At 67.1% G+C, this 25,163-nt stretch carries 26 protein-coding genes; 16 read left to right on the top strand and 10 right to left on the bottom strand.

Annotated elements, in window-relative coordinates:
• The first annotated feature begins 89 nt into the window (after window positions 1-89).
• Entirely contained in the window at window positions 90-560 is a 471-nt protein-coding gene (locus AC24R4_RS01250) for an Lrp/AsnC family transcriptional regulator (protein WP_066740198.1), read from the top strand.
• Between the two features lie 9 nt (window positions 561-569).
• Here AC24R4_RS01250 and AC24R4_RS01255 read toward each other — a convergent pair whose 3' ends face one another.
• The gene (locus AC24R4_RS01255) at window positions 570-1,505 is read right to left on the bottom strand and encodes a DMT family transporter (protein WP_400396359.1); all 936 of its coding nucleotides are present in this window, start codon (window positions 1,503-1,505) and stop codon (window positions 570-572) included.
• Window positions 1,506-1,665: 160 nt separating this feature from the next.
• Here AC24R4_RS01255 and AC24R4_RS01260 point away from each other — a divergent pair, with 160 nt between their 5' ends.
• Window positions 1,666-2,136 (top strand): Lrp/AsnC family transcriptional regulator, encoded by a 471-nt coding sequence (locus AC24R4_RS01260; protein WP_066739987.1) that lies wholly within the window; start codon window positions 1,666-1,668, stop codon window positions 2,134-2,136.
• An 85-nt stretch (window positions 2,137-2,221) separates the two neighbouring features.
• Window positions 2,222-3,448, top strand: coding sequence for a cation:proton antiporter (locus AC24R4_RS01265; RefSeq protein WP_487522004.1), 1,227 nt, complete (start codon window positions 2,222-2,224; stop codon window positions 3,446-3,448).
• A 4-nt stretch (window positions 3,449-3,452) separates the two neighbouring features.
• Here AC24R4_RS01265 and AC24R4_RS01270 read toward each other — a convergent pair whose 3' ends face one another.
• Window positions 3,453-4,067, bottom strand: a complete 615-nt coding sequence (locus tag AC24R4_RS01270) for a uracil-DNA glycosylase family protein (RefSeq protein ID WP_487522005.1) — start codon at window positions 4,065-4,067, stop codon at window positions 3,453-3,455.
• Window positions 4,068-4,136: 69 nt separating this feature from the next.
• Here AC24R4_RS01270 and msrA point away from each other — a divergent pair, with 69 nt between their 5' ends.
• Complete coding sequence (msrA, locus tag AC24R4_RS01275) at window positions 4,137-4,643, top strand: peptide-methionine (S)-S-oxide reductase MsrA (RefSeq protein WP_400397599.1); 507 nt, start codon at window positions 4,137-4,139, stop codon at window positions 4,641-4,643.
• Between the two features lie 15 nt (window positions 4,644-4,658).
• Here the strand turns inward: msrA and AC24R4_RS01280 are convergent, their stop codons facing one another.
• Both AC24R4_RS01280 and AC24R4_RS01285 read right to left on the bottom strand, forming a co-directional pair.
• Window positions 4,659-5,039, bottom strand: a complete 381-nt coding sequence (locus AC24R4_RS01280; protein WP_487522006.1) for a helix-turn-helix domain-containing protein — start codon at window positions 5,037-5,039, stop codon at window positions 4,659-4,661.
• A complete protein-coding gene (locus AC24R4_RS01285) occupies window positions 5,036-5,296 on the bottom strand; it encodes a type II toxin-antitoxin system RelE family toxin (RefSeq protein WP_153949507.1) in 261 nt (86 codons plus the stop codon). Before AC24R4_RS01285 ends, AC24R4_RS01280 begins: the two co-directional genes overlap by 4 nt.
• A 258-nt stretch (window positions 5,297-5,554) precedes the next feature.
• Here AC24R4_RS01285 and uvrA point away from each other — a divergent pair, with 258 nt between their 5' ends.
• Entirely contained in the window at window positions 5,555-11,416 is a 5,862-nt protein-coding gene (gene uvrA / locus AC24R4_RS01290) for an excinuclease ABC subunit UvrA (RefSeq protein WP_400393773.1), read from the top strand.
• Here uvrA and AC24R4_RS01295 read toward each other — a convergent pair whose 3' ends face one another.
• The gene (locus AC24R4_RS01295) at window positions 11,417-12,295 is read right to left on the bottom strand and encodes a TetR/AcrR family transcriptional regulator (RefSeq protein ID WP_400393775.1); all 879 of its coding nucleotides are present in this window, start codon (window positions 12,293-12,295) and stop codon (window positions 11,417-11,419) included. It lies immediately after the preceding gene.
• Window positions 12,296-12,582: 287 nt separating this feature from the next.
• Between AC24R4_RS01295 and AC24R4_RS01300 the strand changes: the two genes are divergently transcribed.
• The 5 genes from AC24R4_RS01300 to AC24R4_RS01320 all read left to right on the top strand — a co-directional run bounded on the left by AC24R4_RS01300 (window position 12,583) and on the right by AC24R4_RS01320 (window position 17,730).
• The gene (locus AC24R4_RS01300) at window positions 12,583-13,740 is read left to right on the top strand and encodes a porin (RefSeq protein WP_400393776.1); all 1,158 of its coding nucleotides are present in this window, start codon (window positions 12,583-12,585) and stop codon (window positions 13,738-13,740) included.
• Between the two features lie 206 nt (window positions 13,741-13,946).
• Window positions 13,947-14,480 (top strand): winged helix-turn-helix transcriptional regulator, encoded by a 534-nt coding sequence (locus AC24R4_RS01305; protein ID WP_153949503.1) that lies wholly within the window; start codon window positions 13,947-13,949, stop codon window positions 14,478-14,480.
• A gap of 101 nt (window positions 14,481-14,581) precedes the next feature.
• Window positions 14,582-15,001 carry a short-chain fatty acid transporter gene (locus AC24R4_RS01310; protein WP_487522007.1) on the top strand — a complete coding sequence of 140 codons (420 nt, stop codon included), beginning with the start codon at window positions 14,582-14,584 and terminating at the stop codon, window positions 14,999-15,001.
• A gap of 349 nt (window positions 15,002-15,350) precedes the next feature.
• Window positions 15,351-16,724, top strand: a complete 1,374-nt coding sequence (locus AC24R4_RS01315) for an MFS transporter (protein ID WP_400397021.1) — start codon at window positions 15,351-15,353, stop codon at window positions 16,722-16,724.
• A gap of 148 nt (window positions 16,725-16,872) precedes the next feature.
• The gene (locus AC24R4_RS01320; protein WP_487522008.1) at window positions 16,873-17,730 is read left to right on the top strand and encodes a BON domain-containing protein; all 858 of its coding nucleotides are present in this window, start codon (window positions 16,873-16,875) and stop codon (window positions 17,728-17,730) included.
• Between the two features lie 104 nt (window positions 17,731-17,834).
• On the opposite strand, the gene AC24R4_RS01325 is transcribed toward AC24R4_RS01320, so the two are convergent.
• Complete coding sequence (locus AC24R4_RS01325; RefSeq protein ID WP_487522009.1) at window positions 17,835-18,146, bottom strand: hypothetical protein; 312 nt, start codon at window positions 18,144-18,146, stop codon at window positions 17,835-17,837.
• Window positions 18,147-18,371: 225 nt separating this feature from the next.
• Here AC24R4_RS01325 and AC24R4_RS01330 point away from each other — a divergent pair, with 225 nt between their 5' ends.
• Window positions 18,372-18,911, top strand: coding sequence for a malto-oligosyltrehalose synthase (locus AC24R4_RS01330; RefSeq protein WP_487522010.1), 540 nt, complete (start codon window positions 18,372-18,374; stop codon window positions 18,909-18,911).
• A gap of 60 nt (window positions 18,912-18,971) precedes the next feature.
• On the opposite strand, the gene AC24R4_RS01335 is transcribed toward AC24R4_RS01330, so the two are convergent.
• Both AC24R4_RS01335 and AC24R4_RS01340 read right to left on the bottom strand, forming a co-directional pair.
• Window positions 18,972-19,451, bottom strand: a complete 480-nt coding sequence (locus AC24R4_RS01335) for a hypothetical protein (RefSeq protein WP_487522011.1) — start codon at window positions 19,449-19,451, stop codon at window positions 18,972-18,974.
• Window positions 19,452-19,709: 258 nt separating this feature from the next.
• Window positions 19,710-20,066, bottom strand: coding sequence for a hypothetical protein (locus AC24R4_RS01340; RefSeq protein WP_487522012.1), 357 nt, complete (start codon window positions 20,064-20,066; stop codon window positions 19,710-19,712).
• A 287-nt stretch (window positions 20,067-20,353) separates the two neighbouring features.
• Between AC24R4_RS01340 and AC24R4_RS01345 the strand changes: the two genes are divergently transcribed.
• The 3 genes from AC24R4_RS01345 to AC24R4_RS01355 all read left to right on the top strand — a co-directional run bounded on the left by AC24R4_RS01345 (window position 20,354) and on the right by AC24R4_RS01355 (window position 22,696).
• On the top strand, window positions 20,354-21,949 hold the full coding sequence (locus AC24R4_RS01345) for a BON domain-containing protein (RefSeq protein WP_487522013.1): 1,596 nt from the start codon (window positions 20,354-20,356) through the stop codon (window positions 21,947-21,949).
• A gap of 99 nt (window positions 21,950-22,048) precedes the next feature.
• Window positions 22,049-22,369: a hypothetical protein gene (locus AC24R4_RS01350; RefSeq protein ID WP_487522014.1), complete on the top strand. Its 321-nt coding sequence runs from the start codon at window positions 22,049-22,051 to the stop codon at window positions 22,367-22,369.
• 30 nt (window positions 22,370-22,399) lie between these two features.
• Entirely contained in the window at window positions 22,400-22,696 is a 297-nt protein-coding gene (locus tag AC24R4_RS01355) for a hypothetical protein (RefSeq protein WP_487522015.1), read from the top strand.
• A gap of 28 nt (window positions 22,697-22,724) precedes the next feature.
• Here AC24R4_RS01355 and AC24R4_RS01360 read toward each other — a convergent pair whose 3' ends face one another.
• Window positions 22,725-23,504: a PIG-L deacetylase family protein gene (locus AC24R4_RS01360; RefSeq protein ID WP_487522016.1), complete on the bottom strand. Its 780-nt coding sequence runs from the start codon at window positions 23,502-23,504 to the stop codon at window positions 22,725-22,727.
• Window positions 23,505-23,588: 84 nt separating this feature from the next.
• On the bottom strand, window positions 23,589-24,017 hold the full coding sequence (locus AC24R4_RS01365; RefSeq protein ID WP_487522017.1) for a RidA family protein: 429 nt from the start codon (window positions 24,015-24,017) through the stop codon (window positions 23,589-23,591).
• Between the two features lie 123 nt (window positions 24,018-24,140).
• Here AC24R4_RS01365 and soxR point away from each other — a divergent pair, with 123 nt between their 5' ends.
• The gene (gene soxR / locus AC24R4_RS01370) at window positions 24,141-24,677 is read left to right on the top strand and encodes a redox-sensitive transcriptional activator SoxR (RefSeq protein ID WP_487522018.1); all 537 of its coding nucleotides are present in this window, start codon (window positions 24,141-24,143) and stop codon (window positions 24,675-24,677) included.
• 129 nt (window positions 24,678-24,806) lie between these two features.
• On the top strand, window positions 24,807-25,127 hold the full coding sequence (locus AC24R4_RS01375) for a DUF4148 domain-containing protein (protein WP_487522962.1): 321 nt from the start codon (window positions 24,807-24,809) through the stop codon (window positions 25,125-25,127).
• The last annotated feature ends 36 nt before the right edge of the window (window positions 25,128-25,163 follow it).

Raw genomic sequence — 25,163 nt, forward strand, 5'->3', positions numbered from 1 at the left:
GAAATTTCCTAGATCCGCTTCAGTATGAAGAAGAATCCTCCGCCTTGAAGTAAAATTGCGGTGAATTCATCCTCCATCATCGGATTGCCGTGACAAACGTTCCCAAACTCGACGACATCGACCGCCGCATCCTGCGCGAACTGCGCCGCGATGGGCGGATCTCCAACGCCAAGCTGGCCGAGCGGGTGGGGTTGTCCGCCACGCCCTGCTGGAACCGGGTCAAGGCGCTGGAGGACGCCGGGGTGATTGGCGGCTACGCGGCGCTGCTGAACCAGAAGGCGCTGGGGCTGCCCGATACCGTGCTGATCGAGGTCACACTGGACCGGCACGACGACGATATGCTGCACCGCTTTGGCGAGGCGCTGGCCGAATTGCCAGAAGTGCTGGAGGCCCATCTGCTGACGGGCGAGTACGACTACCTGATCAAGGTGGCCGTGGCGGGAACCGAGGGGTATGAGGAATTCCTGCGCCACAAGCTCTACAAGCTGCCAGGCCTGCGGCACAGCCATTCCACGTTCGTGCTGCGTACGCTGAAGCGCGAGCTTTCGGTCGAACCCTGAGCGGCGCGGTCAGAGCGATCCGCGCGACGCCAGGCGGCCCAGCCGGGGCGCCAGCGCCGTGGTCACCACGCCCAGCGCGATCAACCCAAGGCCAATCGACAGATCTGCCGAAATCCGTTCGTGCCAGGCCACGGCGGACAGCACCAGCCCCAGCAGCGGCACGCCCAGCATGGCGATGGACGTGGCTGCCGGCGGCAGCGACTGGGTGACGTTAAGCACCACGATAAACGTCAGGGCAGTCGCCAGCGGGCCGGTGTACAGCACGGCGGGCCAGATTTCACCGATGGCGGCCAGGTCGGGCGCCCCGTCCCGCAACACGGCCAGCAGCACCAGCGGCACCGTCGCCACCGCGCATTCCCACGGAATCATGTCGGCACCGAGCCGCACATGGCGGTGGGCCCGCAGATGGATGATGCTGACCGACCACGCCAGCGACGCCCCGAGCAGCATCGTCAGACCCATGACCGTGTGCAGTTCCCAGCCGCCCAGCGCCGGGGCGACGATCACGGCGATGCCGGCGTAGCTGAAGCCGGTGGCCAGCCATTGCCAGCGCGATGGCCGTTCGCCCAGCACCAGCGACGACAGCGGAATCACCCAGATGGCCGTGGCGTAGGCCACGACCGAGGCGCGTCCCGGCGCCACATATTGCAGCGCCCACAGCGCCAGCGCCGTAAAGGCGGCCATCTGCAGCAAGCCGACACTGAACACCAGCGGCCATTCCTCGCGCGACGGCAGGCGCAGCCGCTTGAGCGCGCCCAGTACGACGAAGCTGATCAGCGCGGCCGAGCCGAAACGCAGCGCGGCAAACCACAACGGGCTGACGTGCGACAGCCCGAATTTCATCACGGGCCAGTTGCCGCCCCAGATGATGACGGCGCCGATCAACGGCAGGAATGACTTGAAGGCGGCAGAGCGGGCGCTGCCGGCGGGAGCAATGACGGACATGAAATCGTGTGGGGTCGGAGCAGGCCAGGGAGCCACCGGAATGACTCGCCGAATGTCCAGAAGTCTACGATTCATTGCGCCGCAGCATCGGCCGGATCACTTTGTCATGGTGGCCAGATACAGCATAGAATGCCGGCAAACACGACTATGGAAGCCGAACATGCTGGACATCGATCTGGACGCCACTGACATCCGTATCCTCGGGGAATTGCAGCGCGACGGCAGCCTGACCAATGTGGAACTGGCCAGCCGCATCAATCTGTCGCCATCGCCATGCCTGGCGCGCGTGAAGCGCCTGGAAAAGATCGGCGTGATCTCGCGCCGCGTGACGCTGCTCGACGCCCGGCGGCTGGGCCTGAAGGTGGTGGTGTTTATCTCCGTGTCGCTGGACAAACAGCGACGCGAGACACTCGATACGTTCGAGCGCAAGATCGGCGCGCTGCCGCAGGTGATGGAGTGCTACCTGATGTCGGGCGATGCCGATTACCTGTTGCGCGTGGTGGTGCCCGACGTGGAGGCGCTGGAGCGGCTGATCATCGACCAGATCACGCGCATTCCGGGCGTGGCCAGCATCCGGTCGAGCTTTGCCCTGAAACAGGTGCTCTACAGCACCGCGCTGCCACTCGGTTGAGGGCTGATATCGGCACTGCCGTATCATCGCGGCTTCGCCAGCGGGCAGCCGCCCCCCACGCATCAAGCCATACCCAAGACGCCCCATGAATCCGTCCGCGCTGAACCCCGCTTCCATTTTCTTCGTCCAGGCTTGCCTGGTCGTCGGCGTGCCGCTGGTGTTGTGGCGCGGCCTGCGCATGGGCGGCATCGTGCCCCTGGTCGTGATGCAGATCGCCGGAGGCATCGTGCTCGGGCCGTCGGTACTGGGTGCGCTCTGGCCGGACAACTGGCACGCGCTGTTCGGCGCGCAGAAGCTCACTGCGCTGTCGGGGCTGCAATGGCTGGCGGTGGTGCTGTTTGCGTTCCTGTCCGGGCTGCACGTTGGCGGCCCGGAGGCCCGGGGCCTGCGCCGGATCGCCCTGTGGGCCGCGCCGGGCTGCGTCGCGCTGCCATTTGTCCTGGGGGTGGGTGCCGGTTATGTACTCGGCGCCTGGCGCCCGACGCTGGCGGGCGAGGCGGCCACCCCCTGGCAATTCGCCATTGCCGTGGGGGTGTCCATGGCGGTTACGGCGTTGCCGGTGCTCGGCGCCATCCTGCGCGAGATGAAGCTGACCGATTCCACGGCCGGACGCCTCGCGCTGGCCTGTTCGGCATTCAGCGATGCGGCGATCTGGATCGTGCTGTCCTGCATCCTGGCCAGCACCGGCCAGGCCGCCGCCCAGCCGCTGAAGCTGGCGATCGGCGGCGCCGTCTATCTGGCCGTGATGTTCGTGCTGGTGCGGCCGTTGCTGGCGCGATGGCTGCCCGCCATGCGCGGGCACGATGCGCGGCTGGCGGCGGTAGTGGTGCTGATCTTTGCATCGGCCTGTATATCGGAACAGATCGGCCTGCATTACATCCTGGGCGGGTTCCTGGCCGGCGTGGTGCTGCCGCGCCAACTGGCCGCCGATATCGGCAAGCAGCTGGAGCCCACCACCGTGGTGGTGCTGATGCCGTTCTTCTTCCTGATGACCGGACTGCGGACCGACCTCAATACGGCCGGGACCGATGCGCTGATCGTCTTTGCCGTGACGACGGTGGTGGCCGTGGCCGGCAAGATGGCCGGCACTGCGCTGCCGGCACGATGGGCCGGTCTGGGCCGGCGCGATGCCTGGGCCGCCGGCGCGCTGGCGCAGACCAAGGGACTGATGGAAGTGGTGGTGCTGGCCATCCTGCTGGAAAACCGGCTGATCAGCACGCCGGCGTTCTCCGGCCTGCTGCTGATGGCACTGGCCACCACGGTACTGGCCAAGCCGTTTACGCTCGCCGCCCTGCGGATGCGCGACGACTGAGGCCTCAGCCCGACAACCGTGCCCGCACGGCGGCCTGCAGCGCGGGCAATAGCGACGACTCGAACCACGGGTGCTGGCGCATCCAGGCCACCACGCGCCACGATGGATGGGGCAGCGGAAACACATTCGGGCCGAAATTTAGGAAATCGGCTACCAGTTCAGTCATCGACCGCTTGGACATCGCCGGCCGCTTCGGCAGATAGGCGGCCTGGGCATAGGTGCCGACCAGCAGGGTCAGGCGGTCGTCGGGCAGGCAGGCCAGCACGCGCTGATGCCACAGCGGCGCGCATTCGCGCCGGGGCGGCAGGTCGCCGCTCTTGCCCTTGCCGGGGTAGCAAAACCCCATCGGCATGATGGCGACGCGCGCGGCGTCATAGAACTCGTCCTTTGTCACGCCCATCCACGCCCGCAGCCGGTCGCCGCTCGGGTCATCGAACGGCACGCCGCTGGCATGCACCCGCGAACCCGGCGCCTGGCCGATCACCACGATGCGCGACGTGCCGCTGAACTGCACCACGGGGCGCGGCCCGGCGGGCAGCGCGGCGGCGCAATGGGTGCAGGCGGCGATCTCGCGCCGCAGCGTCTGGATGACACCGTGTGCGTGTGGTGGAGACGTCATGGCGGGTCAGCGCGTTTCGTGGGGGTTGCGTATATTACGAGGCTCGATGTATTGCGATGGAATATCACGATGACCACACAAACCGAAACCGCGATCCTGGCCGGCGGCTGCTTCTGGGGCATGCAGGACCTGCTGCGCCGCTACCCGGGCGTGCTGACCACGCGCGTTGGCTACACCGGGGGCGATGTGCCCAACGCCACCTACCGCCATCACGGCACGCACGCCGAAGGCATCGAGATCGTGTTCGACCCGAAGCAGATCAGTTATCGCCAGATTCTTGAGTTCTTCTTCCAGATCCACGACCCGACGACGAAGAACCGCCAGGGTAACGATATCGGCACCAGCTACCGTTCGGCGATCTTCTACCTCGACGACGAACAGAAGAAGGTGGCCGAACAGACCGCGGCCGACGTTGACGCGTCTGGCTTGTGGCCGGGCAAGGTCGTGACGGAAATCGCCCCGGCCGGCCCGTTCTGGGAGGCCGAGCCCGAGCACCAGGACTACCTGGAGCGGATTCCCAACGGCTACACCTGTCACTTCATCCGTCCGGGCTGGAAGCTGCCGCAGCGCGGGTAATCGGGCCGGGCGGGCTCAGGCGGGCGGGTCTTCCACCAGCAAGTCCAGCGGCACTGCCAGCGCGGTGGCCAGGGCGCGCAGCACTTCGACGCTGCCGTCGCGCTTGCGGTTTTCGATCTGGCTCAGATAGGGCTTGCTGACGCCGGCCGTGCTGGCCAGCGCGTCCTGGGTCAGCCGGCGATGGTCGCGCCACGCCTTGATCGGATGGTCGCCGGCCAGCAGGGCGTCGAGCACGGCAGCCGGAATCCGGAAGCCGTCGTCGGCGGCCACGGCGGCGTCGTGCATCCGGACATCTTCCATGGCTTCAAACAGGTGCTGGACGCGCTCCCAGAGGTCGATCGGAACGATCGCATATTCGCGGTTGCCTTCGCGCTGGATGAACTGTATCGCGGTCATTGATATGCACTCCCACGTGATTTGACGGTCAGCACGACGACCACCAGCTGCCCGGCTTCGATCCGGTACAAGACCCGCCAGTCGCCAACGCGTAGCCGAAAGGCGTCCCGGCCCATCAGCTTGCGTACGTTCTGGTTTGGCGCATAAGGGTCCGCTGCCAGCAGACCTACCTTGGCCCGGATGTTGCGGGCGACGTTTCGGGGCATCGACAGCAGCTGCTGTGTCGCCTCCCTGGTGAACTCGATCTCGTGCTGCATCCCGATGTTAGCGCATTGCTAATATTATGCAAACCATGTTTGCTCAATTCGGGGGCGACTTGAACGTGGGTAGGCATTCTGGCGCAAGATTCGCCTGCCGGGACGCATGGCTTCCGAAATCAGAATTGTCTGCTGGCTGTCAGGAAGCCTGTACGTTTATACAGTATAGTTAGGGCACTTCCGCGCCCGCGTGGCGTGGTGAAAAGCTTCCAAAGAACGTTAAGTTCCGCATCCAACTCACTGATTCGAGGCAAGAAATTGTCAGATTCCGGTACGATCCGCATTCGCGGCGCCCGTCAGCACAATCTCAAGAACGTTGATCTCGACCTGCACACCGGGCAAATGACCGTGGTGACGGGGCCGTCGGGGTCGGGCAAGTCGAGCCTGGTGTTCGACACGCTGTACGCCGAAGGCCAGCGCCGCTACGTGGAGACCTTCAGCGCCTATGCGCGCCAGTTTCTGGACCGCATGGACCGGCCGCAGGTGGACAAGGTGGACGGCGTGCCGCCCGCCATTGCCATCGACCAGACCAACCCGGTGCGCAGCTCGCGGTCGACCGTGGGCACGATGACCGAGCTCAACGACCATCTGAAGCTGCTGTACGCCCGTGCGGCCGAGTTGTTCGACAAGCAGACCGCGCTGCCGGTACGCCACGACTCGCCCGAGACGATCTACGCGGAACTGCAGGCCCGCACGGCCGCCGGCCAGCCGTTTGCCGACGCCCGGCTGGTGGTGACGTTTCCGGTCGAACTGCCGGAATCGGCCACCGAGGACGAAGTGACGCAGTGGCTGTCGGTCAGCGGCTATACGCGGGTGCATGGGCAGCGCATCGTCGAATCGCCAACTGGCAACCGCAAGGTGCTCGATGTGGTGGCGGACCGCTTCCGCCTTGGCAATGTGGAAAAGGCGCGCGCCATCGAGGCCATCGAGGCATCGCTGAAGCGCGGCGGCGGCCGGGTCAGCGTCAATGTGGTGACCGACGAGGGCGAGGGCCCGGTGTGGAAGTTCTCCACGGGGCTGCACAGCCCGGAGAGCGATATCCGCTATGCGGACCCGCAGCCGGCGCTGTTCTCGTTCAATTCCGCCTACGGCGCTTGCGAGACCTGCCGTGGGTTTGGGCGGGTGATCGGCGTGGACCTGGGCCTGGTGATTCCGGACGGGCGCAAGTCGCTGCGCGACGGGGCGATCAAGCCGATGCAGACGCCGGCCTGGAAGGAATGCCAGGACGACCTGATGCGGTATGCGGCCAAGGCCGGGATTCCGCGCGACCTGGCGTGGAACCAGCTCAGCGAGGCCGAGCAGCACTGGGTGATCCACGGGTCGCCTGACTGGAATGGCCAGTGGAACAAGCAGTGGTACGGCGTGATGCGGTTCTTCAACTACCTGGAGTCGAAGGCCTACAAGATGCACATCCGCGTGCTGCTGTCGAAGTACCGCAGCTACACGCCGTGCGAAACCTGCTGCGGCGCGCGCCTGAAAACCGAAGCCCTGCTGTGGCGCCTGGGCAGCAAGGACAACGCCGACGCCGTGCTGGCGCCGGCCAGCCGCTTCCTGCCGAAGGGCGTGGACTGGAACCGTGCCCAGCTGGAAAGCCTGCCGGGTTTGACCGTCCACGATCTGATGCTGATGCCGATTGCGCGCATCCGCCGCTTTTTCGACGACCTGACGTTGTCGAGCGCCTTGCTGGACGATGCGCTCAAGCTGCTGCTGGCCGAAGTCCGCACGCGCCTGAAGTACCTGTGCGACGTGGGGCTGGGCTATCTGACGCTGGATCGCCAGAGCCGCACGCTGTCCGGCGGCGAGGTGCAGCGGATCAACCTGACCACCGCGCTGGGCACGTCGCTGGTGAATACGCTGTTCGTGCTGGACGAGCCCAGCATCGGCCTGCATCCGCGCGACCTGAACCGCATCGTCGAGGCCATGCACCGCCTGCGCGATGCCGGCAACACCCTGGTGGTGGTGGAACACGATCCGTCGGTAATGCTGGCGGCCGACCGCCTGATCGATATGGGCCCGGGCCCGGGCGAGCGCGGCGGCTCGATCATCTTCGACGGCACGCCCGACACCATCCGCAAGGAACCGACGCTGACGGGCGATTATCTGGGCGGCCGCCGGCGCGTGACCGATGCCACGGACTGGCGTCTGCGGCCCGTGGACGACACCACGCCGCGCCTGAAGCTGGAAGGGGCCACGGAGCACAACCTCAAGGACGTGACGGTCGAGATTCCGCTGAACCGGCTGGTCTGCGTGACCGGCGTGTCCGGTTCGGGCAAATCCACGCTGCTGCAGGATGTGCTGTATCCGGCCATGGCGCGCCACTTCGGCAAGGCCACCGAATCGCCCGGGGCATTCCGCGACCTGGTGGGTGCCGACCTGGTCGATGACGTGGTCTTTGTCGACCAGTCGCCCATCGGCAAGACGGCGCGTTCCAACCCGGCCAGCTACGTGGGTGCGTTCGACGAGATCCGCAAGCTGTTTGCCAAGGCGCCGCTGGCGCTGCAGCGCGGCTATACGGCCGGCACGTTCAGCTTCAACTCGGGCGACGGCCGGTGCCCCACCTGCGGCGGCTCGGGCTTCGAGCACGTGGAGATGCAGTTCCTCTCCGATGTGTACCTGCGCTGCCCGGATTGCGATGGCACGCGCTATCGCGCCGAAGTGCTCGAAGTGAAGATCGAGCGTGCCGCGCGCGGCCAGGCACCGCGCACGCTGAGCGTGGCCGACGTGCTGGAACTGACCGTCAGCGAGGCGACGGCGCTGTTCGAGGGCGATGCGGCCGTACTGCGCGTGCTGGCGCCGATTGCCGACGTGGGCCTGGAATATGTGAAGCTGGGCCAGCCGGTGCCGACGCTGTCGGGCGGCGAGGCGCAGCGCCTGAAGCTGGCCGGCTTCCTGGCCGAAACGGCGGCCGCGCAGCCGGTGAAGAACCGCAAGGCCGTGGTGCTGCCCAAGCGCCTGTTCATGTTCGACGAACCGACCACCGGGCTGCACTTCGACGATATCGCCAAGCTCATGCGCGCGTTCGGCAAGCTGCTGGATGGCGGGCACTCGCTGATCGTGATCGAGCACAACCTCGACGTGATCCGTGCGTCCGACTGGATTGTCGATCTGGGCCCCGAAGGCGGGGACGCCGGTGGCGAGGTGCTGTGCGTGGGCACGCCCGACATGGTCAAAGGCTGTGCCGACTCGCATACCGGCCATGCGCTGCTGGCCTATGACAAGGCCCTGGGCGAATCGGGCACGCTGGCCGCCGAGCGCGAGGAACAGGCCAGGCACGGTCTGCCGCTGCAGGCCGCGGTGCAGGCCGCCCGGGCGCGCCGCGCCGTGGAAGGCGAGGGCGTGGTGCGCATCGTCAATGCTCACGAGCACAACCTGAAGGCGCTCAACGTCGACATTCCGCACGGCAAGTTCAACGTGATTACCGGCGTGTCGGGCTCGGGCAAGTCCACGCTGGCATTCGACATCCTGTTCCACGAAGGGCAGCGCCGCTATCTGGAATCGCTGAACGCCTATGCGCGGTCTATCGTGCAGCCGGCGGGGCGGCCCGAAGTGGATGCGGTCTATGGCATCCCGCCGACGGTGGCCATCGAGCAGCGGCTGTCGCGTGGCGGCCGCAAGAGTACCGTGGCGACGACGTCCGAAGTCTGGCACTTCCTGCGGCTGCTCTACGTCAAGCTGGGCATCCAGCATTGCGTGCATGACGGGGCGCCGGTGACCTCGCAAAGCCCGGCGTCGATCGCAGCCCAGCTGCTGCGCGACTATCGCGGCCAGCACGTGGGCCTGCTGGCCCCGCTGGTGGTGAACCGCAAGGGCGTCTATACCGACCTGGCCAAGTGGGCCAAGGCGCGCGGCAATACGCATCTGCGCGTGGATGGCGAATTCCTGCCGGTCGATCCCTGGCCGCGTCTGGACCGTTTTCGCGAGCACACGATCGAACTGCCTGTCGGTGACATCGTCGTTTCTCCAGACAACGAGGCCGCACTGCGCGCCTTGCTGGATCAGACGCTGGAACTGGGCAAGGGCGTGATGCACTTGCTGGCACCGCTGGACGGACTGCACGACGCCATGCACGACGGCAAGGGGTCGGGCAAGGTCGGCGAAACCAGGGTGTTTTCGACCAAGCGCGCCTGTCCGGTCTGCGGCACCAGCTATCCGGAGCTGGACCCGCGCATGTTCTCGTACAACAGCAAGCACGGCTGGTGCGGCACCTGTGTCGGCACGGGTCTGGCGCTGACGGGCGAACAGCGCGCGGCGTTCGATGACACCGTGCTGGGCGGCGACGACCGTGGCCGCGAGCAGAGTCTGCCGTCCGAGGAGCAGGAACCCGAAGGCGTGGCCGATACGCCATGCCCCGACTGCGGCGGCACGCGCCTGAACCCGGTGGCCCGGGCGGTCACCTTCGACGCGAATGCCATTACCGACGTGGCGCAATGGACGGTGTCCGACACCCGCCGCTGGGTCGATGGCCTGCGCCTGAAAGGGCGCGATGCCGAGATCGCCCGCGATGTGGTGACCGAGATCGCCAGCCGCCTGCAGTTCCTGGAAGAGGTGGGGCTTGGCTACCTGAGCCTGGACCGTGCCGCGCCGAGCCTGTCGGGCGGCGAGGCGCAGCGTATCCGGCTGGCCGCCCAGCTTGGCAGCAACCTGCAGGGCGTCTGCTACGTGCTGGACGAGCCGACCATCGGCCTGCATCCGCGCGACAACCAGATCCTGCTCGATGCCTTGCGCAAGCTCGGCGACAAGGGCAACACGCTGGTCGTGGTGGAGCACGACGAGGACACCATCCGCCGGGCCGACCACATCATCGACATCGGCCCGGGGGCCGGCAAGCGCGGCGGCAATCTGGTGGCGCAGGGCGGCGTGGCGGCGCTGTCGGCTGCTGCCGATTCCACCACGGGCCGGTTCCTGGCGCATCCGATGATCCACCCGCTGCAACCGCGCAGGCCGGTCAAGCCGGCGCGTGCCGGCAAGGAAGCCGAGCCGGCCCAGTGGCTGACCGTCGAGGGCGCGCACCTGCACAACCTGCGTGACGTGACCGCGCGGATTCCGCTGGGGCGGCTGGTGGCCATCACGGGCGTGTCGGGCTCGGGCAAGTCCACGCTGGCGCGGGACGTGCTGATGACCAATCTGCTGGATGCGGTGGGGCGCTCGGTGATGTCGTCGCCGGCCACGCGCCGGGCGCGTGCCGCAGCCGAACAAGCCGGCAAGCCCACGGCCACGAAGGCGCTCAGTGTCGAGCACGCCTGGCACGGCTGCGCGGGCATCAGCGGCTGGGAATCGATCGACCGCGTGCTGGAAGTGGACCAGACGCCGATCGGCAAGACGCCGCGATCCTGTCCGGCGACCTATATCGGCGTCTGGGACGCGATTCGCAAGCTGTTTGCCGAGACGCTGGAGGCCAAGGCACGCGGCTACAGCGCATCGCGTTTCTCGTTCAACACCAGCGACGGGCGCTGCCCCGCCTGCGAGGGACAGGGCGTGCGCACCATCGGCATGAGCTTCCTGCCCGATGTGAAGGTGCCGTGCGACGTGTGCCACGGGCAACGCTTCAACCCGGAAACCCTGGCGGTGACGTGGCGCGGCAAGAACATCGGTGACGTGCTGACGATGGAGATCGACGAGGCCGTGGAGTTCTTCGCGGCCATCACGCAGATCGGCCATCCGCTGCAGTTGATGAAGGACGTCGGCCTGGGCTATCTGACGCTGGGCCAGCCGTCGCCGACGCTGTCTGGCGGCGAGGCGCAGCGGATCAAGCTGGTGACGGAGCTGTCGAAGGTGCGCGATGACATCACGCGGCGCGGCCAGAAGGCCCCGCACACGCTCTACGTGCTCGACGAGCCGACCGTGGGCCTGCACATGGCCGATGTGGCGCGGCTGATCCGCGTGCTGCACCGGCTCACGGACGGCGGCCACAGCGTGGTGGTGATCGAGCACGACCTGGACGTGATTGCCGAGGCCGACTGGATTATCGACCTGGGGCCGGAAGGCGGCGCCCATGGCGGCACCATCGTCGGGGCCGCAGACCCCGAAACGCTGTCGCGCATCAAGGCCAGCCACACGGGTGCGGCACTGGTGCCGGTGCTGGCCCGTACGGCGCCGGACGCGGCCCGCGCCACGGGCTGATCAGCGCGCCCGGGGCGTTCTCGGCGGCTTCGGGGAGGCCGCCGGCCCCGGGGCTGCCCCGGATGCCGCGGATGCGCCGGCCGGCGGCGGCCTTGGACCCGCCAGGGCCGCCGCGCAGAAATCGATCAATTCCTCCACAGGCGGCCCGCTACGGGCCCGCTTGCTGCGTTCCCGCACCCAGTGGGCCAGCGAATACACCACCGTATCCATGAACCAGATCAGGCGAAGCTTCATGACGTCGCGCGGCACGTCGGGCAGCAGCGCATAGAGGTGTTCGCGCACCCGGTACAGCGCGCTCATGGCGGTCTTGTCGACCAGCCCCTTGTTGAGCAGGGCCGGGCTGAACGTGGTCTGGGCCAGCACCTGCAGGTAGTTGGTGCCCCAGTCGGTGTCCAGCACCACCTCGACCAGCGGACGGATGGTGGCTTGCACCACGCCGTGGATGTCGATGGGCTGGCCGCGGCCTTCCAGTTCGTCCAGATGCCGGTGGCGGATTTCGTTGACCTGGTGCAGGCGCCGGTTCAGCAGGTGGCTGACCAGGGCTTCGCGCGATCCGAAGTGGTAGTGCAGGGCGGAACGGTTGCGCTGGCCGCTTTCCACCACGATCTGGCGTAGCGGCACCTGTTCCACGCCCTGTTCGGCAAACAGGCGCTCGGCAATTTCAAGAATGCGCCGCGCGGTATCGGTCAGCCCGTCCGGGGCGCCAGAGGCGGTAGCGGCGGCAGCGTCCGTCCCCTGCGCGCTTTGGGCGCTTGGGGCGTCCGGAACGCCTGCCGGGCGATCGGCATCGGCGGCCTTGCGACCTGGCGTACGGCGGGGGTCGTGCGCGGGCGGGCGGTGCTCATCCGCGATCATGGCGCGCGCTTGCTTGAGCTTCATGGCGTGGTGGCGTCGCTGGCTGGCTTGTCGTTATCAAAATGAAAGCCTCGCAAGGATACGGAAAAATCCGATGTCCGACATCCATTTGGCGTCGCATTTTCTCCATTTTCGTACCTCTCCGGGAAAGTCCTAACTAACTGAACGTGCGTATGCCGTTAGCCTGCGGTCCATGTCAATTTAATACGCGAGATTAATTTGACGTGACGCGATTGACAACGATCGCACCCGGGCGCTGGACGGAGGAGACCACTGGCGCCACCAGCCACCACACTCGGAACCGTAAAACAATGAAGAAGACGCTGTTCGCTGCCCTTGCCGGCGCGCTGCTTGCGCCCGCCGCCTGGGCCCAATCGTCCGTGACGCTCTATGGCGTTGTCACGTCCAGCATCCAGTACGTCAACCACGTGCAGAACACCAGCAATGGGGTACTGGCACCGGGCAGCGGTTCGGCCGTGTTCATGAATTCGTCGGGCATCGCGCAGTCGCGTTTCGGCCTGCGGGGCGTCGAAGAGCTTGGCGGTGGGCTGAAGAGCCTGTTCGTGCTGGAAAACCAGTTCAACACCGATGACGGCAAGATGGGCAATGGCGGGCTGCTGTTCGGCCGCCAGGCCTTCGTGGGCCTGCAGAACCAGTGGGGCAAGGTGACCTTCGGCCGCCAGTACACCTCGGCGTTCCTGACGATGGGCAGCTTCACGCCGCTGGCGTATGCCCCGGAATTCGAACCGGTGGTGGGCATCGCCGGCCCGAACTTCCGCGAAAACAACGTGGTGCAGTACCAGGGCACGTTCGGCCCGCTCACAGCCATGGCGCACTGGTCGTTCGGTGAACGCAGCGGCACGTTCGCCGCGGGCTCGGCCTATGGCGTGGGCCTGTCTTATGCGAATGGCCCGTTCGGTATCGCGGCGGCCTATGACGAGGTCAAGACGCTCAACACCGCACAGGCCGCCGGCACTTCGGGATCGAACGACTATGGCCGCGACATGCGCGCGATGCTGGGCGCCAGCTACCGGCTGGGCCAGGTCAAGATGGTGGCGGGCTACCGCTGGGGCAACTCGGTGGCTCCGGCCACCGGCACGCCAACCCTGCTGCCGCACCGCGACGACATGTACTGGGTGGGCGTGAACTGGGACGCCACCGCTGCGCTGCGCCTGTCGCTGGCCTATTACTACGACGACATCAAGTCCGCACGCATCGGCGGCGTGACGACCAATCCCAAGAACCCGCAGCAGTACCTGGCGCTGGCCGACTACAGCCTGTCCAAGCGGACCGATGTGTTCTTCGCGGTGAACTACGCGCGCAACGCGTCGCTGAACTGGGACAACATTTCGTACCTGCCGAACGGCCAGTCGGTGGGCTACCTGCCCTCGACGTCGCAGGTCTATTACAAGACGCCCGATGCCAGCGGCCAGCTGGGCGTGTCGCTGGGCGTTCGGCACATTTTCTGATCCGGAGCCGTTCCCGGCTCATACAAGGCAAGCGAGGGGCCCGCGCGGACTCCACGACGCGCAGGCATTGCGGCGCCACGGCCAATGGCCGGGGCGCCTTTTTTCGCTGGGGCCGCCCTGGATGTCGGCCGTGCCGACGGGGCTTTGGCCGATGCGTGCCGAAAGGTGGGTATCATCGGGCCGATACACCGACAAACGGGAACGACATGCAACGCAAGACTTTCCGCAACATGCAATGCCCGATCGCCCGCAGCCTCGAACGCGTGGGCGAGTGGTGGAGCATTCTGATTCTGCGCGATGCGTTCTATGGCACGAAACGCTTCGACGAATTCCAGCGCAACCTCGATATCGCGCCAAACATGCTCACGCGCCGGCTCAATGGCCTGGTCGAAGAGGGCCTGCTCGAAAAACGCCAGTATTCGGAACGGCCGCCCCGCTACGAATACGTGCTGACCGACTGCGGGCGCGATTTCCGGCCCGTGTTGCTGGCGCTGCTGGCCTGGGGCAACCGCAATTTCGCGCCGGAAGGGGCCAGCGTGCAGATTGTCGACCGCGACACGGGCAAGGTCGTCGAGCCCCTGCTGGTGGATGCCGCCAACGGCGAGCCGCTGCAGATGGGCAAGCGCCACGTGGTGCGGGCCGGGCCGGCAGCGGACGACCGCACACGTGAGCGCCTGTCTTCGGCGGCGTCGTACATGACCGCGCCGGCACCGGCCAAAGTCAAGGCGCCCGCCGCCTGACCTTGCCGCGTCAGGTTGCTCCGAAAGCATTTCTGGCATAGAGTCCAAGGGATCAGCACCCCGTTTTCCGACGGTTTTTTCGCCGACTCCGGACAGACCCGATGCCACGTTTCACGACTTTGTACCCGTTCTCGACAGCCGTCCTGGCCATGATCCTGGCGGGCTGCGCCAGTGCGCCAATGCCGCCGCCCACGCTGCCGCGCACGTCGCAACAGCCGACGACCACCATCACCACGCCGCAGACCGGTGTCAGCCGCGCCCAGCTCGATGCCGCCGGCAATGCCTGCGAAAAACGGGTGGCCGATGCGGTCAAGACGCGCTACCCGCAGCCGGGCAGCGTGATGATGATGCCGGATCGCGAACGCATCGCGCAGCAAACGACCAACCAGACGTCGATCAGCGGCGAAGGCACGTTCGAACCCGACGCCAGCGAAGAGGCCATGGCCTTCCGCTACACCTGCCTCTACAACATGCGCACCCTGCGCGTGGACGATGTCCAGATGAAGTACGGGCCGCACTGATCCGTCCTCCCGTTACCTCGGTGCATTCCCGACGATTTGCATGATGTTGGCCCGTGTTCGGCGACGAACCCGGGCCAATCTGCTGGGTTCGCCCCGAAAACGGCGTCAGCGGCCCACCCAGGGTTGAAATCGCCGCCAGCACGCGCGCGCGTTTTGTCGTATCGTCTCGTCTTGCGATACTTGACGGTGCAATGATTGCCACGTCATTTGTGCCGCGGCTTCCCATCCGTTCCCGCTCGCCCCCCGGACCGATATCGTGCAGAACCCCGCCACCCCGCCCGCCGAAAGCGACGCAGCAGCCCCCGCAAGCCCGGCCGTCGCCGCTGCCGTTCCTCCTGCAGACAGCCCGATGACCGCCCGCGAAAAGCGCGGGATGGCGGCCATCATGATTGCCGTGTCGCTGGCCACGCTGGACACGGCCATCGCCAATACGGCCTTGCCCAACATCGCAGCCGACCTGAACAGCACGCCGGCCGCGTCGGTGTGGATCATCAACGCCTACCAGCTGGCGATGGTGGCCACGCTGCTGCCGTTCGCCGCGCTCGGCGGCGTGGTGGGGCACCGACGCATCTACCTGGGCGGCGTGGTGGTGTTCATCCTGTCGTCGGTGGTCTGTGCGATGGCCTGGTCGCTGCCGTCCCTGGCGGCGGCCCGGCTGCTGCAGGGGGTGGGCGCCGCGGCCATCATGAGCGTCAACACGGCGCTGATCAGTGCGATCTTTCCGATTCACCGGCTTGGGCGGGGGGTGGGCCTCAACGCGCTGGTCGTGGGGGTGTCGTTTGCCGTGGGACCGACGGTGGCCTCGGTGATCCTGTCGATTGGCCCGTGGCCATGGCTGTTTGCCGTCAACCTGCCGATCGGGCTGCTGGCGCTGGTCATCGCCTGGCCGTCGCTGCCGCAGACCAGGCGCAGCCAGCATGGTTTCGATCCGGTGGCAGCCGTGCTGAACGCCATCACGTTCGCCGCGCTGATCTTCGCCCTGGGCGAGGGGGTGCAGCGCGAGCCGCTGGAATACGTGCTGGCTGCCGCAGCCATCTTCGTGGTGGCCTTTGTGCTGCTGCTGCGCCGCGAGCGCGGGCATCCGGCGCCCATGCTGCCGGTGGATCTGCTCAAGCGGCCGATGTTCGCGTTGTCGACGGCCACCGCCGTCTGCTCTTTTGCCGCGCAGGGCCTGGCCTTCGTGTCGCTGCCGTTCTACTTCGAGCATGTGCTGGGGCGCAATCCGGTGGAGACCGGCTTCCTGCTGACGCCCTGGTCCGCCGTGGTGGCCGTGATGGCGCCCATTGCGGGCCGCTTGTCCGACCGCTATCCGCCGGGCCTGCTCGGCGGCATCGGCCTGGCCATCATGGCGGTGGGCATGGCGTCGCTGGCGATGATGCCGGCCGATGCCAGCGTGCTCAATATCGGCATCCGCATGGCGATCTGCGGTGCCGGATTCGGCTTTTTCCAGTCGCCCAACCTGAAGGCGCTGATGGCCAGCGCGCCGCGCGAGCGTGCAGGCGGCGCCAGCGGCGTGGTAGCCACCGCGCGACTGCTGGGCCAGGCCACCGGCGCGGCGTTGGTGGCCTTGTCATTCGGCATCGCCGGCGAACACGGGCCCACCCTGGCGCTAAGCCTGGGTGCCGCTTTCGCGGCAGCGGCAGCGGTCGCCAGCGGGCTGCGGCTCGTGACGCCACAGAGTGCCGATAGCGCGGCCATGCAGAGCGCCCGCAAATCGTCCTAGGCAGCAAGACCTGCGCGCAGGGCTTGTAGAAACTGCATGGCGCCGGTGCTTCCGGCGCCATTTTTCATGGCTGCCCGCTCCGGTACGAAACTTGCCGGTCTCCAAGCATCGGGGGCGTTGGTCGCCCCGGCTTCACGGAGGCATGGCAATGAACCGATCAGACGACTACGGCCGTCGCCGCAGGCCCGATCAGCAGTACGGAGGCTATGAAGAGGGCTATGGCAACGTGCCTGGCGACGATCGCCACTGGCGACGCCGCGATCTGTCGGCCGGCCGCTATGGCAACGCCGGTGAACGCAATCCGTATGACGCCTATGAAGATCGCGACGCCCGCCTGCGGGACGAAGATCCGCGCAACCGCGACGCCTGGCGCCAGGGTCGCACCGCACAACTGAGCGGCGGATGGCGTTCACGCGGCGCCACCGTCTACTATCCCGCCCGGCCCACGTACGACGATTCGCGCGACGAAAGCTCGCCCCATAGCCCAGGCTACGTCAGCGCCTACAGCAGCGGCTACAAGGACGGCTACGACGCCGGCACGCGGACGTCGAACGCACAGATGCCGGGCCGCGACGAGCGGTGGCGCGGCACGCGCAGCGGCTATGAAGGCGGCTACGAACGGGGCCGCGACAGCCAGCGGGGCTCGGGCTACGAGGACTACGGCGTCGAATCGGGCCGCAATTTCCGGCAGCGTCCGCGCATGGGCCAGGCGGTCCATGGACGTGGTCCCGAAGTCTATGGCCGCCGCCCGGCCGGCCCCAAGAACTACACACGCTCCGACGAGCGCATCCGCGAAGAAGTCTGCGAGCGCCTGACGCACGCGCCCACGCTGGACGTGAGCGACGTGACCGTTGCGGTGGCGGGCAGTGTGGTCACCCTGACCGGCACCGTGGACAACCGGCGCATGAAGTATGAGATCGAAGATCTGGTCGACGATACGTATGGCGTGTCGGATGTGGTCAACCAGATCCACGTGCGCCCATTTGGCGCGCTGGCATCGGAATAGTCCTCGACAGATTCAGAACATTCGCGGCGCTTATCCGGACCACCCGCCTGCGAGCCCCGGCACTGCCGGGGCTTTTTGCATGGCGCGGCGGTCGGCGTGCGTGGCTACAGGTCGCTGCCGCTGGGCGGATTCTCCATCCGCTTGTCGGTCTGGTCGGCGCGATCCACCGGCGTGTCGGCCGGCAGTTCCTCGGCGGCGCGTCGTACTTCGTCGAAAATTTCGTCCTCGGGCAGCTCGTCTTCGTCCGGCTCATGCCGCTCGCGCGATACGTCTCCGAGCTCCCTTTCGATGTCTTCGGTGGCTTCGCTGTCCAGGCGGGGGTCAAGCGTGCTGGGGATGCCTTCCGGGTCTGCGGCCTCCAGGTTGCGGCTCTTGCTGTCGGCGTCCGCGCGGCCGTGTCGGGTGGTCTTGCTCATCGTCACTCCTGTTGTCGTATTGCATGGTCGGGTATGCAGAACCTGCGGCAAGTTGCATGCCAATGGCGCTGTCGCAGGCTGCGGCGGGAATGGATTCGCGTGCGGCGGGCCCGGCGCCTATATTGAGTCAGGGGACCGCCGCAGAACCAGTTGGCCGCACTGCCTGTGAAGAGGCTGGAACGGCAATTGCTGAAACAAGGCAAGCATCGTGCGAGGGAGATAACGATGAACCTGACCGGCGTCCTGGCCACGCTCAGCGTGGCGTCCTCCGTGGCCGTGTCTTCGACGCCCGTCGAGAAACAGCTGCTGGCCATCAGCCCGCACGACTTTGCCCAACAGTTCAACCTGGTCGCCCACGACGCGGGCGCCAAGCTGACGCTGCCCGATTTCCGGGCCAAACCCGGTTGGCACCGCGCCAACACCAGCGAAGGCGTATCGGTCATGGTGCGCGCCGCGCATACCGGCTATGCCATCGACGAAGTGGTGGTGGTGTGCCGGGCCGCCGAGCAGTGCATGATGACGATCTGCACGGCCGCGCGGGCCATCGACGCCACCGTGGAGCCCAATCTGCTGCAGTACTTCGTGGCGGCACGCATCGCGGGGCATCTGGGGGAAGTGGCCCTGGTGATGTCCGGACTGGTCTATCTGGTGGTAAATCCCGATGACGAGGACTATGTGGCGCTGGTGATCCGGCCCTATCAGCCGCAACAGGAACTGACCGCACACCGGCAGGCGGCGCTCAAGGTGCCGCCGCGCTCCACTTGAACCGGGATGGGCCGGGAACGCCCCTGGCGGCCACCGCACCGGCATCGAACGGACCGGCTGCTACGGCACCGGCCGGACCATGCGGCGCGCGCCCGCGCCCGGTGAGCGCGCCGGGGCGAACTCCATCGCCCGTTGTTCCAGCAGCCGCTGCAGTTCGGTGGCACCGCGATAGTAATGCGCCAGCAGCAGGCGCAATTCCGGATCGGGAAGCGGCTCGCGCAGCAGTTCGCCATAGGCTGCGGCGGCACGGCCAGCCTGCTGGGCGGCATGCCGGAGCAGCGGCAATTCGCCAGATTCGGCGGGCGGCGCGACAGGTTGCGGATCGCGCGCGCGGCCTTCGGCACTGCCGTCCTTGCCATCGCCGGCCGCCGCGGCACGCGCGCCGAGTTCGGCCGACGCACAGCGTTGCATATTGGCACGATGGGCAAACACGGCCCGAATCTGCGGGTCCGATGCCGCGGCCGCCACGGCGGACAACGCCTCTGCACACTGCATGGCGTGACGACTAAGCCGCGCCAGCGTGGTGTTCAGTGCATCCATGTACGTCTCCGGTTGATGCTTTAACTGTAGGTGAAGCGCGCTGGCGGACGGCCGAATTGCATGGCCGGTGTGGTTAATCTTTTACAGATCGGAATTCACCGAATTCGATACGGGCGTGTTTGTCCGATCGAACCCGCAAGACACACGCAAAAAACGCGCCGCACATTGCTCCGGTTTGGGGAACAACGTGCGGCGCGCCGCAAGCGGGTCTACGGGGGAGGCCCGTGGAAAGACAGGCCCGCTGGCGTGACCTTGGCGTTAAGGCTTCTGGACCGGATCGGGCGAGTCGCCCTTCGGCCCCGAAGGTGCGGTCGGCGTGGCTACCGGCGAAGCGTCCTGTTCGCGCGGCTTCTTGGCGTGCTGGCCCGTGTTCTTCTTGGTCTTGTGGGCGGACTTGGTCTGCGCGGTCTTGTCCTGCTGCATGGTCGAGTCGCCGCTCATCATCGCGCCGCTGCCCGAACTGCCGCGTTGGGTCGACGGGCCTTCCGGTGCCGGCGGGGCGCTGGGGTTCGGTGCATTGGGCGAGAGCGGCGGGTCATTCTTGGGCTGGGCCATGGCCGGCATGCAGAGCATGGCGCTGATGGCCAGTGCAGTGGTCGTGAGCAGGCGTTTCATCGATCGTCTCCCGAAAATTGGTGGCGGTGACTTCACGATATGACTCCGCCTGCGGTGCGCTCAGGGGGAGGCCACTGAATCGGGTGTAGGCCGTTGACTACAGCATGTGAAGCCCGTTTGCAGGATTTATATGGCCATGTAAATCGAACCGGCGCCCGGCATCGGGCAGGCGCCTGCCGCGCCATGGCTGGCCGGCTACCCGGGCGTGCCGGGGCCAGCGGTATGGAATTTGCGTCGAAGGGTCGGTATTGACCGTATTGGCCGTATTGACCCCACCGGAGACGCTCATGAACCAGGGAAACAACAGGGGTAGTGGTTCGGACGACCGCTACAGTGCCTATGGCGCTGACCGTGACGAACGCAGTGATCAGGACGAACGCGACGACCGCCGCCGGCAGGGCGGCACGCAGCGCCAGCAGGAAGCCTACAGCGGCGGAGACTGGCTCACGCATCGCCAGCAGGGCGGCAGCGACTGGCAAGGCCAGGGACGCGGTCAGTCGCAACCGGGCCAGCAAGGCGCGGGCAGCGACTGGCAGGGCAGCGGCCAGCAGCCCGGCGGTAGCCGCTGGAGCGGCGGGACGTCGTCGCAAGGCTCGTCGTCGGTGTCGTCTAGCGGCTACGGCGGCTATGAAGGGCAGAACCGGCGCTTCGAGGAAGGCTATGGCGAAGGGCGCTATGGCGAGTACGGCGAAGGCCGGCAGAGCGGGCGCCAGCAGTTCGGCCAGCAGCCAGGCCCGCAGTCGCATTCAGGCCGGGACTTCGGCCGGGAAGGCGGCGAGCGCAATGCCCCGCAGCGGTATGAACGGGAACGCTGGGGCGACTGGCACCAGGAGGGCGGCGCGGGGCACGGCAGCGAATGGTCGAGCCAGCAGGGCAGCCAGGGCGACGAGTGGGGGCAGGGCCGCGGCCGCTGGGATCAGCCGGCACGGGGCGGGTCGGCGCAGCGCCAGGGCGGATGGGAACAAGGGCGGGAAGGCCGTCAGCCGGGTCGCCAGTCGGCGAGCCGTGACGCCGGAGGCGCCTGGGGCAGCAGCTGGGAAGGCCCCACCGGCTCGGAACCCGACATGCGCACGCACTATCGCGGCGGCTACGGCGTATCCGACTATGGCGACCAGGACCCGTCTGCTGGCCAGGGCTTCCAGTCCTGGCAACGCCGCGCTGGCGGCGACTGGCAGCGCGAACGGCAGGGGTCGGGCCAGGGGTCCATGCGCGACCGTGGCGGACGTGGCTTTGGCGGCAGCACCGGCGCCGGCGGCTACGATCCGAACGAACGGGCCTACGAACATTTCACCGGCGCCGACGAACGCAGCGATCTGAACCGTGGCTATGGCGGCGCCGGTGGGTCCGCGGCGGCACGGCGGGCGCAACGCGCCGGTCCGAAGGGCTACCAGCGTTCCGACGAGCGTATCCGCGAAGATCTTTGCGAACGCCTGGCGATGAGCAGCCGCGTGGATGTCCGCGAGGTCGAGGTCTCCGTCAGCGGCGGCGTGGTCACGCTGAGCGGCACGGTACAGGACCGTCAGCAGAAATACCGGATCGAGGACATGGCCGACGAAGTGTTCGGCGTGAAGGACGTGCACAACCAGATTCGTGTCACGCGCGATTCCGCGATGGGCAGGGAAGGCAGCGGGGGCAGAGAAGGCCAGTCCGGCGGGTCGCGCATGTCGCAAGGCATGAGCAGCCCCAGCAGCCAGGGCAGCACCGCGCCCTCCAGTGCGGCGGGCAGTTCGGGCAGCCTCGGCACCGGCATCGGCTCAGCGTCGTCATCCGGCTCCGGCTCCGGCACGACGTCGGGCAGCTCATCAGGCGGCTCATCGGGCAGCACAGCGGGTTCGACGTCGGGCTCCACATCGGGCTCCACGTCGGGCAGGTCGGGAAGCTGACCGCCGACGCATAGCGCCAGCGTGTGGGGATGGCCCCGCGCGCTGGCGGCTTGACCTGCAAGCATCCATACACCAAGCATTCGAACAAGGAGATGCCCCATGCCTTTCGCCTATGCAGGAACCCGCCGCCGCCGGAATCGCGACAGACGTCGCACGCACGAATCGCCGGAGAACAACGCCGCAACCCGCGACCGCGAGGGCGCACCCGATGCCCGGGATTCCCGGAATGCGCCGGATGCCAGGGAAGAGCGCGACCCGCTGGCCACCCGTCGTGCATCGAGCGAGGAAAGCCCCGGCGCGCGCGAAGGACAGCGGGCCACCACCCGGCAGGAAGACCAGCCGGCCGGCATCGGCAGCCAGGATCTGCTGGACCCCGGCAGCCGCGAGCCGGATGCGCCGCCGGTCGATAACCGCTCGTAGTCTCGTCAACGGATGACAGGAGCCGCCACCATGCGACATATCCACCTGATGCTGACCCGTGCCCGCTGCGCCTTGTGCGTGGCCGCCTGCCTGTCACTGGGCGGTGTGGCGTGGGCCCAGACCCCGTCCCAGACGCCGAAGGTCGACAACCGCGCACCCGGCACCGCCGCATCCGATGTGGCGCCCGGCGCACGCGAGTGGGGATTGACCAAGGAGGGACATCGCAAGCCCGGCAGTGGGCCAGCCCTCAATCAGGGGGCGTCCTCGGCGCAGACCTATGACTATCCCGCTTCCGCGCCAAAGACGGCGCCGGCCAAGCGGCCCTAGCGAGATGCCGCAAGCGGACCGGCGCGCACTACTGGTGCACGTCGGCCGCATCCAGAGACCAGTAGCGTTCCGGCGCGCAGACATCGGCCAGTTCGGCGGGGGAGAACAAGCCCAGCTGGCTGGCGTAGGCCTGCACGGCCCGCGCCTTCTGCGCCGTGAAGACGCTGATCGGCATGTGGACGGGGGAGGCGAGCAGGCCCTCCTGCCACCAACCGGCCATCCGGCTTTGCACGGCGCCCGGCATGCGGCGGTAAATGGCTTCCTCGTAGAAAATCCATCGGAATGCAGGCACATGCGGCTCGTTTTCGGCATGCGGGACGGTTTCCGGCAAATCGACAAAGGCCGCTTCGCGCACCAGCATGCATGCGGCGTTGACCAGCATATGATCGGCATGCCGTAGTCCCATCGGCGCCACCACCGTGCCGCCGGGTTGCAATGCCAGCAGGCGGCCGAGCCGCAGCGCGATACTGACGGCGTCGTAGCGTTGGCCGTATTGCTGTTCCAGAAAGTCTAGCCAGACCGGGTCTGCCCCCAGGGCGGACAAGGCGCGGGCATCTTCATGGCGCCGGGCTTCCATGGCGTGCCGGGCCGACGCAAAACCGGCCGCACTGTCACGGGCCGGCGCCGCCAGATCCGGCCCGGGCAGACCGGCAAACACCGTAATCACCAGCGCCTGCCGACTGGCAGCGAGCAGGCTGCCGCAACTGAAGACGGCATCGTCAAGGTGAGGGGAAATTATCGTCAGCGGATGTGGAATTTCCATGATTTTGCAATGCCGACCGGGCGGTAATGAATACGGCCCGGCCATGGGCCGGGGTTACCCGTGGCATTGCAAGGGGCATGCCGGTCGGCCATACGCCGGTATGACAACCGCCGACCGCCGTCCCGCGCCTCAGTCCGGCAGCACCGCCACCGCTTCGATCTCGAACAGCATGCCGTCCAGCGCCAGCCTCGGCACAGGAATCAATGTGCATGCGGGTGCCGGCCAGTCGCCCAGTAGCGCCTGCCAGGCGCGGCTGAAGATGGCCAGCCGCTCCATCGAATGGTCGACGATCAGCACGGTGATCTTGGCCACGTCGGGGATATCGGCGCCGCCAGCCTGCAGGGCCACGCGCAGGTTGGCCAGGGCCTGATTGACCTGCGCGGAGAAATCGGCGCGCAATCCGCCACACATGTCCTCGCCGCCCTGGCCCGCCGCAAAGATGATCCGGGCGGGGCGGTTGGCGATCGCCACATGGGAATAGCCGTTCAGCCGGGGATCGTAGAGGTCTGGCGGATTGACGAATTGCAGGTACGGCGCGCGGGGCGATTCAAGCAGCATGGCAGGGTCCTGAGTCAGAGTCGCGCCAGTATCGAACCTCAAGCGCACTTGAGGTCAAGCGCCGTTGCGATACCATCTCGTCCTGCAAGGGCTTTCGAATATTCTTCAAAAAATAGGGACCACATGCCAAAGACCGTCGCCCCCGACCGCGTCGCCGACGCGGCCCCCCTTCGTGCGGAACGTCGGCTGCGGGCACGCGATCCGCTCACCGTCGGCGAAGTGGCCGAGCGCAGCGGCATCGCGGTATCGGCGCTGCATTTCTACGAGGCGAAGGGATTGATCGCCAGTACGCGCAGCGCCGGCAACCAGCGCCGCTATCCGCGCGGCATCCTGCGCCGGCTGGCCGTCATCCGCGTGGCCCAGCGCATGGGCCTGCCGCTGGCGACGATCGCCGACGCCTTCGCACATCTGCCCGCCAACAAGGCGCCGACGGTAGCCGACTGGCGCCGGTTGTCCGCCGCATGGCGCGCAGACCTCGATGCACGCATCCGCACACTGACCATGCTGCGCGACCAGATCGACGGCTGCATCGGCTGCGGCTGCCTGTCGCTCAAGGCGTGTCCGTTGCGCAACCCGCAGGACATGATGGCGCAACAGGGGCCAGGCGCCCACATCGAAGAGGGCAGTTGCCAGCATCGGCAAAAAACGATGCGGCGTTGAATGTCACCGCGCGCGCCCGATCGTGACAACCGGACAACTTCGTGCGATCTGAAAAAGCCAACTGGGCGCTGGCGTCCATGATGAATCCTGTTCGCAACCCCTGCTGACAAGGAGCAAATCATGAACACGATGAAGAAACTGCTGATCGCCGCCGCCATCGTCGCGGCTCCCGCCATGTCTTTCGCCCAGAGCGTCCCGGCCGCCCAGGCCCCGGTCACCCGGGCTTCGGTCCTGGCCGACCTGATCGCCGTGGAAAAGGCGGGCTACCACCCCGGCCGCAACGACGACAACTACCCCGTCGACATCCAGGCCGCCGAGGCCAAGGTCGCAGCCGAGCAGGGCATCCAGCCCGCCCCGGCGGTAACGCCGACCGTCCAGGCATCCATGCACGCCGCCAACACCGTGCCCCGGATCGATCGTCCGCGCAGTGCTTTTTATGATGGGGCTTGAGGGGTGGGGGGCTATGCCGCTTGCCTGATGCGGCCC

This window comes from Cupriavidus sp. CER-90, assembly GCF_057652055.1.